This window comes from Synechococcus sp. BIOS-U3-1, from assembly GCF_014279975.1.
In the GTDB taxonomy this organism is placed as follows: Bacteria; Cyanobacteriota; Cyanobacteriia; order PCC-6307; family Cyanobiaceae; genus Synechococcus_C.
On sequence record NZ_CP047936.1, the window covers coordinates 891,470 to 905,030 of the forward strand.

The following is a 13,561-nucleotide window of genomic DNA, read 5'->3' on the forward strand; positions in this document are numbered from 1 at the left end:
AGGTCCTGGTCGGTCAGTCGCGCTGTTTCGCCCAGGGCGGCAGTTCCATGAACACGCGTGTGCCGGGCTTCACACCGGAGAGAATGGCACTCTTGTCGCCACTGCTGGCACCCAGCTGCACAGGCTGGAATGTGGGCTCCTCGTTGTCGCCTACCAACAGAACGCCCGATTGGCCTTGTTCAGTCACGATTGCCACTGTTGGCACCAACGTGCTGGCGGTGGTGCGGCCGGTCTGGAAGTTCACATCCGCGGTCATCCCAATGCGCAGGCTCGGTGGAGGCTCGATCAGGGTGAGTTCCACCTCGATTGAGATCACGTTGTCGGTTTTGAGTGCACGCGGTGCGATGTCTCGCACTTTTGCTGGAAAGAGCTGATCGGGGTACGCGTCAACGCGAACAGTGGCGTCTTGGCCGACACGAATGCGACCGATATCACTTTCAGGAACCTTGGCGGCCACTTCGAGACCCTCGGAGAGCTCAACCAATGTTGAGCTGGTTGCTCCAGCATTGGTTGAAGCTGCTGTGGTGGGGGTCACAAAGGATCCCGGTTCGGCAAAGCGTTCGGTGATGACCCCACTGAAGGGAGCTCGGATTAGCAGTTCACTGCCTTCAACTTTGCGTTGCTTCAGACGCTCACGCGCCACATTCAGGGCTTCTCGACTGGTGAAGAAGGCACCGCGGAAACTATCGAGATCTGATGCGGAAATGGCCCCGGTGTCTGCCAATTGACGGTGGCGCTCATAGTCCGCTCGTTTGGTGTCGTGCTCTGCTTGCGCTTGTCGTTCAAGGGCGACGAATTCATCCATACGACTATTGAAATCACCGCTATCCATGCGAGCCAGAACTTGTCCTTTCGCTACGACATCGCCTTCATCGACATAGAGCGCTTCAACCACCCCGCTGCTCTTGGGGCTCACATTCACTCGTCGGATGGCTTCCAACTCGCCACTGGCTGTGATCACTCCTGGAAGAGACCCCCATTCCGCAGCAACGGTGAACTGACTCAATTGCCGTGACCGATTCGAGCCTGGTCCTTGGCTCCAAATCAGAGCGCCTGCTGTCAACAGAACAGCGGCTGCACTAACTCCGAACAAGCGCCGCCTCCTGCGTTTCAAGCCACTAAGACGGGTCAACGCACGTAGAGCTTCGGGTGTGGCCCCAGTGGGGGACTGGCTTTTTTGGCTGCCCATGGCCCCCTTCAACACCTTTCGTAACCATTCTCACTCGTGGGCGGACCAAACGCGTTTTTACCGACGGTTGCGAAGACGCGCCTGCCGATAGATTTCACGCCATGCTCAAAGCCGGAATCGTTGGATTGCCCAATGTGGGTAAATCCACCCTCTTCAATGCCCTGGTGGCCAATGCCCAGGCCCAGGCAGCCAATTTCCCGTTCTGCACGATCGAACCGAATGTCGGGACTGTGTCAGTTCCGGATGCTCGGCTGGAGCAGCTGACGGATCTGAGCAAAAGCGCCGAAACCATTGCCACGCGCATGGAATTTGTCGATATTGCTGGACTGGTGAAGGGAGCTAGCCAGGGAGAAGGCCTAGGCAATAAGTTTCTGGCCAACATTCGCGAAGTGGACGCGATTGTGCACGTGGTTCGCTGTTTCGAGGATGACGATGTCATCCATGTTTCAGGTTCCGTTGGTCCGATTCGTGATGCTGAGGTGATCAATCTCGAACTCGGTCTTGCAGATCTGGCACAGATTGAAAAGCGTCGCGAGCGCCTCAAGAAGCAGATACGAACAAGCAAGGAGGCACAGGCAGAGGATGCGGCTCTTGAACGGATTCAAGTAGTCCTTGAGGCAGGTGGAGCCGCACGCAACGTTGAGCTGAGCGATGAAGAAGCGTTGATGATCAAGCCACTGGGGCTCTTATCGGCCAAGCCAATCATCTATGCCACCAATGTGAGTGAAGACGAACTAGCCGCAGGGAATGCTTTCTGTGAGGACGTGGTGGCTCTGTCGGCGAAGGAGGGCGCTGAAACCGTGCGCATCTCTGCTCAAGTGGAAGCGGAACTGGTTGAGCTTGGCGAAGAAGAACGAAAGGACTATCTCGATGGACTTGGGGTCAATGAAGGTGGCCTGAAAAGTTTGATTCGTGCCACTTATCGTTTATTGGGATTGCGCACTTATTTCACAACTGGTGAAAAAGAAACACGTGCTTGGACATTTAGGGCAGGGATGACTGCCCCTCAGGCGGCAGGAGTGATCCATACCGATTTCGAACGGGGATTCATCCGTGCTCAGACCATCGGTTGCGAGAAATTGCTTGAAGCTGGATCGCTTGCAGAAGCTCGCAACAAAGGTTGGTTGCGCAGTGAGGGTAAAGACTATGAGGTTAAAGAAGGTGATGTGATGGAGTTTTTATTCAATGTGTAACTGTCCAGTTCAATGCTGAGTCGGTCTGTCGATCGTGCAAATCAAGAGGTCTTCAATGAGTGATCTCGATGAACCATGGTCATCCGTCAACCGTTCTTCCTCCGACGCACTGGCTGGAAATTGACCAGATGCCCCCTGCGGCCTTCAACAAATCGCTGTTGTTTTTGAACACACTTCGCTGTTGTGCTGTTGTCCAATTCCAAAGCGCAGGTGCCAGTCCTGCAAAAAGAACCCGGTTGCTGTCTTGTGGTCGAGGTGATCGTCGATAGGGATTCCAGAGTTCCGTGTCTTTGAAGAAAATTGAAATGCCCTTGGAGCTTTGGGTGCCTTGCTGAAATGACCACCAAGGATCCTTTCCTTGCTTTGGTTTGCCCGAGTGAAAAACTCCTAATACTTGGTTGTTCTGAAGCAGCTCTCCTTTGAGCGAACCTGTTGTTCGTTCAGTGAGTCGAATCTTTACCGAAGACGACTCTTCACTAGTTAGATCGCAGACCAAAGGTAATGGTGTCGTCACTGCCGGTGCTCCAGCACAGGCAAAATAGGGGATCAGAATTTTTCTGACGATGTCGCCTCTCCTCATGTCTTGTCCTGACGCCTTTTGATGCTCAGCATCAATACAGGTGAAAGAGGGTTTACGGATTGAACCATCGATCTTCAACTCAAGCGATCAAGGCCTGTCTTTGATCAACAGGCCTTGTTTTTGAATCCAGTTCGGGCTGATGACGTTTTGCGTTGCAATTAGCCGACGAATGAATGCGGCTTGGCAATTCCTGATGATTTACTTCCTTTTAGGAATGCGATCATCGTGTCAGCATCAGAGGATTGAAAAGGATCTGTAGGACAGTTGTCTGAGAACTCAGGCTCAATAAACATTTTTTCAATGACCATGTCATTGACGATCATTGAATAACGCCAGGAACGCATTCCAAATCCCAGATTTGACTTTTCAACGAGCATTCCCATCTTTCTGGTGAACTCACCGTTGCCGTCAGGAAGCATGAAAATATTCTTGGTCCCAAGGTGCTTGCTCCATTGGAACATCACAAATGCATCATTCACTGAAAGGCAGATGATCTGATCAACACCGTGGCTTTTGAATTCGTCAAAGAGTTCGTCATAGCGCGGAAGATGGTTGGATGAGCAGGTTGGTGTGAACGCTCCAGGAAGTGCAAAAAGTGCAACTTTTTTGCCGCCAAAAATGTCTTTGCTGCTTAGCTCCTGCCATCGGAATGGATTATCTCCTGCGATGGATTCGTCTCGGACCCGTGTCTGAAATGTGGCGTCAGGAACGTGGGTTGGGTTTGACATGTTTGGGTGCAGCAGGTGTGGCAACTTCCCTCACGGTTTAATCATTCCGCTTCGCTCTGGAATGAGTATTTATTCTTAGGCCGTTAAGGCCTCGGCTTGGTTGCTCTGAATCTCAAAATGAGTGATGTGTGTGAATTTTGTGAGCAGCGGTTGAGCTTCCTCTGAGTACTGATGTGTTGTTGTTTGGGGTGTGTCAGTGTGGTGAATCGGTTCAGATGGCGTCGATCGCCTCCATGGCGGGAATGAACTGTGGGCTGTTCTGATCAAAGCCATTGCAGCTCTCGTTCATGGCTTCACTGGTCAGTGCGACAACCCGAATGGCTTGGGGTGATTGCAGCCATTCAGCTTGTTCCTCCAATCCCTTGTTTTTGATCCAGGTGTTCAGAATGTTCTGAGCTCTGTCTTTGCTGTAGCCGGCGTGCAGGACTTTGCATTCGGCAAAGGCAGCCATGGCAGCCATGGCGTGGCGTGTTTCTGTCTCGTTGGCGAGCAGTGGTGGTTGCAGTACTCCCAGAAGTGCGCTGAGCATCAACGCTGAGCGACAGCCAAGCTGCCAGCTTCGCGAATGGCCTTGCAGGAACCCAAAGCTGGCGTTGACAGCGATTGCCATGACTGCAGCAAGACTGGCGGCAGTTTATGGAGTGATTCCGCTCCAGTGACGTTCACGATGGATGTGGATTCAATCGGCTACCTGGCGGCGGCGCTGACCACCTTGAGTTTCTTCCCACAGGCGATCAAGACATTGCGCAGCGATGACACGCGCTCTATTTCTCTTTCGATGTACGGCCTGTTCACCAGCGGCGTTGCCATTTGGGCGGTGTTTGGTCTGCTCAGTGGGAATGGGCCAGTGATCCTTGCCAACGGCTTCACTTTGATCCCAGCATCATTCGTGCTTCAGAAGAAGATTCGCCATCGCCTGAAGGGTGGCGAGCGTTAATACTCAGCCCCAAACTCGCCGCCCACAGCGGGTTTGACCCCCAGCTCGTCGCGCCACTGATGGAGTGGTTTCTCCCAACCTTCCTCCCAGCGCTGCAGCACAAGAGGCGTCGCCTCGAGGCCGATGCGGCTGCCCACAGCGATCGATCGGCTGATCTTCTCAAACTCCTCCGGCTGGAAACGAAATGCGCGGAATCCAGCCAGTGTGTTCAGCAGAACGTAAGCCGGAAAACCGATCTGAGTTGCGGTGATCGACAGCACTCCCGACTCACCAGCCGGTTCGGTATTGAAGCCTCCGATTACGTGATGTAGATCATGGGTTGAGGCGATTCGTTGTGTCAGCCAGAGCGCTTCAGTGCTGGTATCTCTTGGCCGGAAAAAATCCGCGTCGTAGTTCAGTCGCCGGATCATTCCCGCATAAGCCCGACCCAGTGTTCCCTCCGGCAGTTTCTCTAAAGCCGGAATATCAGGTTGGAAGGGTGGATAACGCTGCTCCACCATGTCTTTGCCACCGGGCAATGCCTTAAAACGTTGCAGGCAGACCGTCATGGCCTCGCTGTCGATGAAGTTGTCGACTAGGTCACCGACGCTGCTGAGGCCGCCGTTGGTTTTGGCAAGTTCACGCAGGACGGAAAGATTTTTAACGGAGCGAAGCAATTCGCGGGCTCGGGACATCCTCGTCGCTCTCCAAGGGTGTTGCTTGTAGACCTGCTGTATAGCGAGGTCGCACTGTTTTGAGCAGTGGCATCACGGCCAGGCAGATCACAGCCATCAGCAACCAGAGCTGCACACCGTGACCTTGCTGGTCAAGCAAAGCTCCTGCGACCAAGGGAGCGCCTGTGGCACTGATGGCGAAACATTGGGAGAAAAGAGCCATGGACAGCCCTCTGTGTTTCAGAGGGGTTTCTTCGACCATGGCTTCGGCGGCACTAGGAAGGAAAGCCGCTTCTCCGAAGGCCAATGGCACCATGGCTAGAGAGATCAGGATCATTCCCCCGCTCCAGAGCGCGGAGCTGGCCAGAAGAAGGCTTCCGACCACAAAGCCCGTCAGTCCCATTCCTAGACCGAAGCGCAAGCTGCGCTTGGCAACCCAGTTACCGACAGGCCACTGCAAGACGACCAGTAGAGCTAGCTGTAAAGCGATGAGTGCACCGCTTCCGGCTTCGCTCACTGCTGGACGCGACAGTCCTCCGCGCACCAGATCCAGAGGCAGGGCGCTCTGCCTCAGTGCAATCATCCCTGTGGCAACGATGCTGATTGCTAAAACAGGCAGGAGCGGCGTCAGCCAGCGCCATCCGTCTGCTGCAGGAGCCCTCGCTGTGGATTGATCTTCACCGGATTCGTCGAGATGCAACAGGGCTGCTCGCCCATCGGGTAGAGGACGCCAGTTCAGCACCAGCAACATGACAACAACGGCCACAGCTTCCACCAAATAAATGGCGCGGATCAGGCCAAGAGCTGTCACGACGGCCCCGATCAGCGCGCCCGAGGCGACACCCAGTGCATCAGCGCTGCGCGCTAGTGCATAACCGCGGCTGGATTTGAAGCCCGCACAGCTGAGTGGAACAGCCAGCTCAATAGCTGGGAAGTACAACCCTGCAGCTAAACCGATCAGCAGTTGACCCGTGAGATAACCCCCAAAACCTTGAGCTTGCAAGAGGATGAAATCGGCGATGAAGGCCAGTACTGCCGCAGCACGTACCGGCCAGGAGCAGCAGAGGCCCCGATCGAGCAAGACGCCGCTCAGTAGGCGTGCAGCTGTTCCAATCAGGGCTGCAGCTGCCAGTCCCTGCCCTACTTGAGTCGCCGTAAAGCTGGCTTGATGGAACACGATTGGCGTCATGTAAATGACTCCACCCGCTCCCAGCGAAGCCAGAAGCCTGATTGAAGCCACTTCCTGCAAAGGTGCGGGAAACTGGTTCCACCAATGAACTGGCCTAGGCCTTGCGAAGACGCTCAACAGGACAACGGTTAGCCGTAGGAATGGTGTGCAGTCTGATGCTCGGTGCCCTGTCACCGCGACCAGCGCGTACAGCCTCCGAGTTGGTTGTTCGTTTGGATGGGATGGATCTTCCCTTCTCAATCAATGATTTGGGCGGATGGCTTCGTGGTGAAGAACGAAGCTCATCGGAGCTCAGTGTGTGGCTGAATTTGCTCGAGGAGGACAGCCGTCAGGGAGTGGTTGAACTGCTCAAGGCACCGCTGATCAATGACCGCAGCATGGCTCGCCAGATTCTCAACAGCTGGGCTGGTCGACGTTTGCTTGATCAGGTCAGTGATCTGGTGCTTGTTGATGAGGATGCAACAGGGAAAACCGTTCAGGTGACACTCGAGTCATTACTCGACAAACGCGCACAGGTGACGACACTGGATCTGCTTGAGGCACTGCCAGCGAAGCGCGTACGCCTCGATCTTGATGCTCTGCTCCCCGTTGCCAGCAGCTGGCGGCGTCAGCTGCAACGGCAGCAGGCTCTGGTTAAGACACTCAATCAACTTCCGGTGTCATCCCTCACTCAGAGGCAGGATCCGGCCTCTGACGCTGAGGCCGCCTCAGATCAAGCGCTTCAGCGATTGACGTTGCCTGTTGGACATCGAGATCAGCCGCTGCAGATTCAGCTGTGGCAACCGCTGATTGAAAACGGTCACGAGCGCAGTCATTGGCTGGTGCTGATGCCAGGTTTGGGCGGTAGTCCTGATCATTTTCGCTGGCTGGGACGAGCCCTTAGTCGTCAGGGATGGCCGGTTCTTGTCCTTGAGCATCCAGGAAGTGATGCGCTGGCCATGCAGGCTCTTCTGGAGGGGCGTCGTCCGCCGCCGGGTGCTGAGGTGTTGCCCGATCGCCTGCGAGATCTGGATGCGGTGCTGGCTGCTCGTCAAAGAGGGGTTTTTGAGCTTCCTGGGACCCGCCTGGTGCTCGGTGGACATTCCCTGGGTGCATTGACCGCGCTTCTCGCGGCTGGTGCTGGGCCGGAGGCAGGTCTTGGGCGACGCTGCGGACAGGATCTTGATGACCTTCCCCTCAGCAATCTGTCGCGACTTCTGCAGTGTCAGATCGAAGACGTCCCCCTTCCCGCCGTGCGTCCCCCCCAGGCGTTGGCCGCGGTCGTGGGTCTCAACAGTTTTGGCAGCCTGCTCTGGCCGCGGCGGATTCCCCTGCCGGGGGATGTTGCTGTGTTTTTGAGCGGCGGAACACTCGATTTGATCACCCCTCCGCTGAGTGAGCAGCTGGGACTTCTCCGGTCATTGCCAGCCAATCCTGCAACCCGGGCTGTGCTTGTAGAAGGAGCCAGCCATTTCTCCCCGGTGCGCGTGGAGGGGCAAAGCGGCGCTGGACAGGGAGATGATGTTTTCCAGCTCGGCGAAGAACTGGTTGGAGTTCAGCCTCTGCGGGTTCAGGCCCAGTTAGAGAGAGAAATCGTGCGCTTTCTTTTGGATCTGGAGCGTGGTCGTGTGTCGGGTTCCGTGCAGGGTGGTGTTGAGCACCTGCAAGTAGGAGATCTCCATTTGCACCGTCTGGATCAGGCTGGCGCATCCCGCTTATTGGATTGATTCGCAAGCCTGAAGATGGCCTCACTCCTTCAGGTCAGTAACGAACTCTTGGATCCAGAAGGGCGACGAGAAGATCGACCGCAACACTGATGAGTACGACTAGAGCGGCAACCACCACCACAATCCCCTGCACCACTGGGTAGTCGCGCTGGTTGATGCTTTCTTGCAAGCGCAGTGCGATGCCCGGCCAGGAGAAGGTCACCTCAATGAGGAGTGCACCTCCAATCAGAGAGGCGACGGTGATTCCGGCAATCGTCAACACCGGCAGAAGTGCATTGGGCATTGCGTGACGAAGAATCACCTGTGTTTCACTCAGTCCCCTGCTTCTGGCGGCCTCCACATAATCCGAGCGAAGACTGCGATTGAGATTCAGCCGCAGGGCATTGGTGAAGACACCGCTCAGGAGTAGTCCAAGGGTGCAAGCGGGAAGAACCAGATGCCGCAGAGTGCCCTGAAGCGCTGCCCAGTTACCGCTGATGACGCTGTCGGCGATCAAAAAGCCGCTGCCATCGGGCGCCATCATGCCTGGGGGGAAACGACCTCCAACAGGCAGCCAGCCCAGGGTTACGGCAAACAAAAGCTGGGCCAGCATCGCGACCCAGAAGGGAGGTAATGCGTAGGTGCCGATGCCGTAAAAGCGTCCTGCCAGATCAACCTTTCCCTCTGGTCGGGCAATCGCTGTGAAGCCAACCGCCAACCCTGTCACCGCTGCTATCAGCAGAGCGGTGACGCTTAATTCCAGACTGGCCGGCAGTGCCTGTCGGATGATTCGACTCACGGGTTCCTGATTGATCAGCGCCTGGCCCAGATCGCCATGCAGCAGTCCACCGAGGAAATCCAAGTATTGCTGCGCCAGTGATTGATCTAACCCCAAACGCGCCCTGAGTGCGGCCTTGGCTGCTTCCGGAGCTCGGCTTCCGAGTACGGCGTCCACGGGGTCGCCAGGAGCCACCCGCAACAGCAGAAATACAAGAGTCGCGATCAGCCAGAGCATCACTGGAGCTAGGGCCAGTCGCGTCCCTGTGTAGCGAAGCAACTCCCGACTTCGTCCCATCAGCGCACCTCCTTCAATCGGGCCAAAATCAACTGACCGTTGCCATCGAACTCAGGGGTGGCCACTGCGTTACTGCTCCAAGCCCTGGGCGTCACCAGCCAGACCGGGATATAAGCAGCACCTTCAGCGGCCAGCTGTTCCACATTCTCCAGATCGCGCTGTCGAGCATCCCCTCGGCTGCGGTCTGACTGCAGCAGTGTCCTTTCAAGCCCTGGCGCAGTCCAGAAGCTGCCGCTGATGGCGGCTTCCCCACGTTTGCAAATCGATCCCTGCGAGTCCTTGCAGCTGAGCAGAGGCGCCAGGTAGGCCTCTGGGTCTGGATAGGCGCCCCGCCAGTCGAGCATCACGGCCTGGAAAGCTCCCTCACCCAGCTGTCGGTACACAGTCGTTGATTCCACGCCATCGAGTTTGAGGGAAAGACAATCGGACAGGTCGCGTTGGACCTGGGCTTGCCAGGTGAGTGCCATCAGACGGTCCGCGGGCACATTCGATCGGTAAGTGAAGGGCAGATTGAAGACCTTTCCGTTGCAGTAGCCCGCCTCAATGAAAAGGTTCCTTGCCCGAGCGGCATCGTGACGTGGCCAGGGTTTGAGATCCCCTCCCGGCAGGCCTGGTGGAACCAGTGAACGAAGCGGGGGGCGCAATCCGTGGCTGACCCTCTTGTTGATCAGCTCTCTGTCGAGACTCAGTGCCAGAGCCTGACGCAGAACTGGATTCTGAAGTGGTGGAGTATTGCTCAGCAGCGTGATGTAACCGATCACCAGTGCGGGACCTTGTCCTTCCCGCAGGCGTCCCTCCGCCGCCATGCGATTCAGCGCAAGGCGCTGATCTTCGTCGATGGAGTCAGAGAGCAGAACATCCACTTCGCCGCTTCGCATCGCACCAAACAGAGCGGTGGAATTGCTGAGATAAATCAGGTCAAGGCCCTTGTTGCTGGGTGAGGGCCCCCAGTACTGCTTGAAGGGCTCAAGGCGTTGCTGAACTGCTCGGAAGCTGGTCAGCTTGTAGGGGCCCGTTCCAATGAAACGCTCGTTGAGAAATCGATCCTGATGATCCTGGTAGGCCCTCGGTGATACAGGAGTCAGGTTGGTGGCGGTGAGCAGATTCTCAAGTGAGCTTGAAGGGCGGCTCAAGCGCAGTCGTAATCGATACGCCTCGGGTGCCTCAACGGCAGTGATGCGATCTCCGACCACGTAACTGAGAGTCCCGATCTCCAGAAAACGGCGCAGGCTGAAGGCCATCGCCTCAGCATCAAAGCGAGTGCCGTCATGGAAGAGCACGTCCTCACGTAGGGGGATCGTCACGGTGAGGCCGCCGTCGCTGATTTCCGGTAGCCCCGACGCCAACGCCGGCGTTAACTCTCCTTCAGCAGTTCTCTTGTAGAGGGTGTCTCCAAGAGCACTGAGTAATTGCAGGGCGCCGAATGTGCTGGCCTGAGCCGGGTCTAATGAGGTGATGCGGCCTGCACTGGCCACCGTGATCCGATTACTTGGTCTGCCTGGCTGACAGGCGTTCTGGCTGACGCATAGAGCTAGGACTGTGCTGAGCGGCAGCAGCTGTTTGCAATGCCGTCTCACAGAGGCCAGGGGTGACTGTCTGGGTTGCTTGATCACGCCACTGGAGTCAGACGCAGCTATTCAAATGCCCTGCGTCTTAATCGTGACCTGCGGCTGGAGTGATCTGGTTGAGAGGGACCTCGAAGACTGGCGAACCCTGGGGCTTCAGCGGCCATTGGCGAACCCAGCAGCGATCGTGGTCGCCATCAATGCCGATGACCTGAAACAGGCCTGCATCAGTACGCAAGGTGATGCAGTCCCCCTGATGGAGCTTCATGACGGATCGAGATTCCGACTGGGTGCAGCGTTGCCCGTTAAGTACAGAGAGATCGTTCGGCATGAACGTTTTGCAGCATGAATTCGCGAATGCGAACCCAGGCTGTGATAGTTCTTACAACTCTGCCTCATCCAGGGGTGCGTTTGCCAGGGGTTGCGAAAATCCGTTGATCTGCCAACAAGCTCTTGGGCTGTTTAGAAGCAGCCGAAATGGGCAGCTAAAGAACGGACTCCAGGTAAAGACGCAATGGCATTTAGGGCGTTTTGCATGGCTCCGTTGCCGACCTCGTGTGTGATCACAACGATCTCAGCACCTTCGTCGCAGGCGTCGAATTGGACGATGGATTGGATGGACACGCCCTGTTCTCCAAAGCAGCTACCAATCCTGCCGATCACGCCGGGGGCGTCTTCCGTGTTGAAACGCACGTAGTTGCGCTGCCGGATACGGCTGGCATCCACGAGGCAGCAGGAGCGCCAGCTGCTGGCTGCTAGCAGAGGGTCCAGGCCACCATCGATGCTGTTGAGCTGTCGGATGCCGGCAATGTTGAGAATGTCGGCAACCACTGCAGATGCTGTTGGTCCTGATCCTGCGCCGGGACCGTAAAACATCACTCGGCCAATGGGATCGCCTTCCACAAGGATTGCGTTATTGACACCGCTGACGCCGGCCAGTGGGTGATCCTTCGGCACCAGAGTGGGCTGAACACGAACGCCCAGTGGCAGGGCTGCCATGGGATCGCCATCGCTTTCCAGGCGTTCTGCAACAGCAAGCAGTTTCACCCCATATCCAAGTTGTGTTGCGTAGTCCACATCCTTTCCCTGCAGATTGCTGATGCCTGTTGTTGGAACTGCACTGCGTTCGATCGGGCCGCCAAAGGCCAGTCCAGCGAGGATGGCGATCTTGTCCGCGGCGTCATGACCGTCGACATCAGCGGCTGGATCGGCTTCTGCGTAACCCAATTCCTGGGCTTCCTTCAAAACTGCGTGATAGTCAGCACCTTCGTCAGCCATCCGACTGAGGATGTAGTTGGTGGTGCCATTGATGATGCCGCTCACCCTGTCGATGCGATTGCCTCCGAGCGACTGCTTGAGCGGTTCGATGATCGGAATGCCCCCGCCTACGGCTGCTTCGATCAACACGTAGACGCCGGCTGCTGCTGCCGCGGCTGCGATTTCTTCACCGTGTCTTGCGATCACGGCCTTGTTGGCGGTCACCACCGATTTTCCGGCGGTGATGGCACGCATAATCAGGGTGCGAGCCGGTTCAATGCCGCCGATCACCTCCACAACCACGTGCACATTGGGATCGTCCACCACCTCATTGGGATCGGTGGTGAGTCGCTCAGAGGGGATTGCGACAGGGCGACTCCGTTGCAGATCTCGGACAGCCACCCTGATCAGCTCAAGGTCGGCAATCAGAGGGTGGCGACCTTCCGGACTGTTCAGGATGCTTGCCACGCCTGCGCCGACGGTGCCGAGGCCCAGTAGGCCGATGCCGATCCTTGTCGCCATGGAGCGGGTCCGTTAGTTGCGCTGAGGTGTCGACTTTAGGCAGCGGTCGGTCCGCTGGTTTTGTTCAACTCGATGCATTCAGAGCACTGGCTTGCTGCTGCATCATCCGCAGGATGTTGAGGAAACCGTTGGCGCGTGATGGTGTGAGGCTCGCTTGAAGGCCTGTGGCCGCGATGAAGCCTGGATCAACGGCCATGACTTGTGCAGGGGTGAGGTCGCCGAGACCTTTGATGAGCAGAGCTAGTAACCCCTTGGTGATCAGGGCATCGGAATCTCCCTGCCACTGAAGACGCCCATTCACCAGTTCCGAGGCGATGAAGACCTGTGACACACACCCTTTGACCTTGCGTTCGTCGGTTTGTAGCTCGGAGGGCATGGAAGGCAGCTTTTTAGCGAGCCACAGCACATATTCGTAGCGCTTACGCGGATCAGATGTGCTGTTCAGTCGCTCGGCGAGTTGGTCAAGTGACTGGCTGCCGAAGCGAGTCGTGGAGCTGCCTGGTTCAGCCATGGCAGGGTCAGCGTTGTCGAAGGCTGCGCACCCTAACCATCAGTCCCACCACGCCGACCAGGGCAGGTGCAACAGCCCAGTTCAGAGCAGTTCTGCTGCCGGGGCCCATCACCACTTCGTCCAGGTTGACTCGCCCTTGTTGAAGCGGAAGGGTGAGGTAGTCGCGGTGGCCTGGTCCTCCATCCACCTGCAGGTCCACCAGACCATCGCCAAGCTCTGGAAGGGTCACCTCCAGCCGGCCTTTGGCATCGATATGACCGAGTTCCTTACCGGGTGTTCCATCAGCCTGCAGAAGCCTGACCACCGCTCCTTTCACCGGCTCTCCGGTGGAAAAGCTGCTAGTGAGTTCAAGTTGCCCATCGAGATAGCGAAGGCTGCTTTCCACTCCATGGGCTTCAGCAGGGTGTGGCTGAGTCAGAGCCAGCCCCAGCGCTGTGGTGGCTATCAGTGCAAAACGGGATCGAATGTCCATGATGC

General features: G+C 56.8%; 15 protein-coding genes. 3 read left to right on the plus strand and 12 right to left on the minus strand.

What is annotated here, in order from left to right:
* Positions 1-13: 13 nt before the first annotated feature.
* A complete protein-coding gene (locus SynBIOSU31_RS04565) occupies positions 14-1,189 on the minus strand; it encodes an efflux RND transporter periplasmic adaptor subunit (RefSeq protein ID WP_186492292.1) in 1,176 nt (391 codons plus the stop codon).
* A gap of 101 nt (positions 1,190-1,290) precedes the next feature.
* Between SynBIOSU31_RS04565 and ychF the strand changes: the two genes are divergently transcribed.
* Positions 1,291-2,382 (plus strand): redox-regulated ATPase YchF, encoded by a 1,092-nt coding sequence (gene ychF, locus SynBIOSU31_RS04570; RefSeq protein WP_186492293.1) that lies wholly within the window; start codon positions 1,291-1,293, stop codon positions 2,380-2,382.
* Between the two features lie 79 nt (positions 2,383-2,461).
* On the opposite strand, the gene SynBIOSU31_RS04575 is transcribed toward ychF, so the two are convergent.
* The 3 genes from SynBIOSU31_RS04575 to SynBIOSU31_RS04585 form a co-directional block, all read right to left on the minus strand.
* The gene (locus SynBIOSU31_RS04575) at positions 2,462-3,040 is read right to left on the minus strand and encodes a hypothetical protein (RefSeq protein ID WP_186492294.1); all 579 of its coding nucleotides are present in this window, start codon (positions 3,038-3,040) and stop codon (positions 2,462-2,464) included.
* 80 nt (positions 3,041-3,120) lie between these two features.
* Positions 3,121-3,690, minus strand: a complete 570-nt coding sequence (locus SynBIOSU31_RS04580) for a peroxiredoxin (protein ID WP_186492295.1) — start codon at positions 3,688-3,690, stop codon at positions 3,121-3,123.
* A gap of 211 nt (positions 3,691-3,901) precedes the next feature.
* Entirely contained in the window at positions 3,902-4,300 is a 399-nt protein-coding gene (locus SynBIOSU31_RS04585) for a hypothetical protein (protein ID WP_255477361.1), read from the minus strand.
* 57 nt (positions 4,301-4,357) lie between these two features.
* On the opposite strand from SynBIOSU31_RS04585, the gene SynBIOSU31_RS04590 reads away from it, so the two are divergent.
* Positions 4,358-4,627, plus strand: a complete 270-nt coding sequence (locus tag SynBIOSU31_RS04590; RefSeq protein WP_186492848.1) for a SemiSWEET transporter — start codon at positions 4,358-4,360, stop codon at positions 4,625-4,627.
* On the opposite strand, the gene SynBIOSU31_RS04595 is transcribed toward SynBIOSU31_RS04590, so the two are convergent.
* Complete coding sequence (locus tag SynBIOSU31_RS04595; protein ID WP_186492296.1) at positions 4,624-5,301, minus strand: Coq4 family protein; 678 nt, start codon at positions 5,299-5,301, stop codon at positions 4,624-4,626. The genes SynBIOSU31_RS04590 and SynBIOSU31_RS04595 overlap by 4 nt on opposite strands.
* Entirely contained in the window at positions 5,267-6,469 is a 1,203-nt protein-coding gene (locus tag SynBIOSU31_RS04600; protein WP_186492849.1) for an MFS transporter, read from the minus strand. Before SynBIOSU31_RS04600 ends, SynBIOSU31_RS04595 begins: the two co-directional genes overlap by 35 nt.
* A 155-nt stretch (positions 6,470-6,624) precedes the next feature.
* On the opposite strand from SynBIOSU31_RS04600, the gene SynBIOSU31_RS04605 reads away from it, so the two are divergent.
* Positions 6,625-8,175, plus strand: coding sequence for an alpha/beta hydrolase (locus SynBIOSU31_RS04605; protein WP_255477362.1), 1,551 nt, complete (start codon positions 6,625-6,627; stop codon positions 8,173-8,175).
* Positions 8,176-8,209: 34 nt separating this feature from the next.
* Here SynBIOSU31_RS04605 and SynBIOSU31_RS04610 read toward each other — a convergent pair whose 3' ends face one another.
* The 6 genes from SynBIOSU31_RS04610 to SynBIOSU31_RS04635 form a co-directional block, all read right to left on the minus strand.
* Positions 8,210-9,229, minus strand: coding sequence for an ABC transporter permease (locus tag SynBIOSU31_RS04610; RefSeq protein WP_186492298.1), 1,020 nt, complete (start codon positions 9,227-9,229; stop codon positions 8,210-8,212).
* Complete coding sequence (locus SynBIOSU31_RS04615; protein ID WP_255477425.1) at positions 9,229-10,806, minus strand: ABC transporter substrate-binding protein; 1,578 nt, start codon at positions 10,804-10,806, stop codon at positions 9,229-9,231. Before SynBIOSU31_RS04615 ends, SynBIOSU31_RS04610 begins: the two co-directional genes overlap by 1 nt.
* A 76-nt stretch (positions 10,807-10,882) precedes the next feature.
* On the minus strand, positions 10,883-11,125 hold the full coding sequence (locus SynBIOSU31_RS14735; protein WP_255477364.1) for a hypothetical protein: 243 nt from the start codon (positions 11,123-11,125) through the stop codon (positions 10,883-10,885).
* Between the two features lie 131 nt (positions 11,126-11,256).
* The gene (locus SynBIOSU31_RS04625; protein WP_186492300.1) at positions 11,257-12,573 is read right to left on the minus strand and encodes a homoserine dehydrogenase; all 1,317 of its coding nucleotides are present in this window, start codon (positions 12,571-12,573) and stop codon (positions 11,257-11,259) included.
* Between the two features lie 64 nt (positions 12,574-12,637).
* Positions 12,638-13,084 (minus strand): SufE family protein, encoded by a 447-nt coding sequence (locus SynBIOSU31_RS04630; RefSeq protein ID WP_186492301.1) that lies wholly within the window; start codon positions 13,082-13,084, stop codon positions 12,638-12,640.
* A 7-nt stretch (positions 13,085-13,091) separates the two neighbouring features.
* Positions 13,092-13,556 (minus strand): hypothetical protein, encoded by a 465-nt coding sequence (locus tag SynBIOSU31_RS04635; RefSeq protein ID WP_186492302.1) that lies wholly within the window; start codon positions 13,554-13,556, stop codon positions 13,092-13,094.
* Positions 13,557-13,561: the final 5 nt, after the last annotated feature.

What these genes read in the sequence shown, in the direction of transcription:
- SynBIOSU31_RS04610 (WP_186492298.1), bottom strand. Translation starts at nt 9,229, where the DNA reads ATGGGACGAAGTCGGGAGTTGCTTCGCTACACAGGGACGCGACTGGCC.
- SynBIOSU31_RS04605 (WP_255477362.1), top strand. Translation starts at nt 6,625, where the DNA reads ATGCTCGGTGCCCTGTCACCGCGACCAGCGCGTACAGCCTCCGAGTTG.
- SynBIOSU31_RS04625 (WP_186492300.1), bottom strand. Translation starts at nt 12,573, where the DNA reads ATGGCGACAAGGATCGGCATCGGCCTACTGGGCCTCGGCACCGTCGGC.
- SynBIOSU31_RS04585 (WP_255477361.1), bottom strand. Translation starts at nt 4,300, where the DNA reads ATGGCAATCGCTGTCAACGCCAGCTTTGGGTTCCTGCAAGGCCATTCG.
- SynBIOSU31_RS04590 (WP_186492848.1), top strand. Translation starts at nt 4,358, where the DNA reads ATGGATGTGGATTCAATCGGCTACCTGGCGGCGGCGCTGACCACCTTG.
- SynBIOSU31_RS04595 (WP_186492296.1), bottom strand. Translation starts at nt 5,301, where the DNA reads ATGTCCCGAGCCCGCGAATTGCTTCGCTCCGTTAAAAATCTTTCCGTC.
- SynBIOSU31_RS04600 (WP_186492849.1), bottom strand. Translation starts at nt 6,469, where the DNA reads ATGACGCCAATCGTGTTCCATCAAGCCAGCTTTACGGCGACTCAAGTA.
- SynBIOSU31_RS04635 (WP_186492302.1), bottom strand. Translation starts at nt 13,556, where the DNA reads ATGGACATTCGATCCCGTTTTGCACTGATAGCCACCACAGCGCTGGGG.
- SynBIOSU31_RS04565 (WP_186492292.1), bottom strand. Translation starts at nt 1,189, where the DNA reads ATGGGCAGCCAAAAAAGCCAGTCCCCCACTGGGGCCACACCCGAAGCT.
- SynBIOSU31_RS04630 (WP_186492301.1), bottom strand. Translation starts at nt 13,084, where the DNA reads ATGGCTGAACCAGGCAGCTCCACGACTCGCTTCGGCAGCCAGTCACTT.
- SynBIOSU31_RS14735 (WP_255477364.1), bottom strand. Translation starts at nt 11,125, where the DNA reads ATGCCGAACGATCTCTCTGTACTTAACGGGCAACGCTGCACCCAGTCG.
- ychF (WP_186492293.1), top strand. Translation starts at nt 1,291, where the DNA reads ATGCTCAAAGCCGGAATCGTTGGATTGCCCAATGTGGGTAAATCCACC.
- SynBIOSU31_RS04580 (WP_186492295.1), bottom strand. Translation starts at nt 3,690, where the DNA reads ATGTCAAACCCAACCCACGTTCCTGACGCCACATTTCAGACACGGGTC.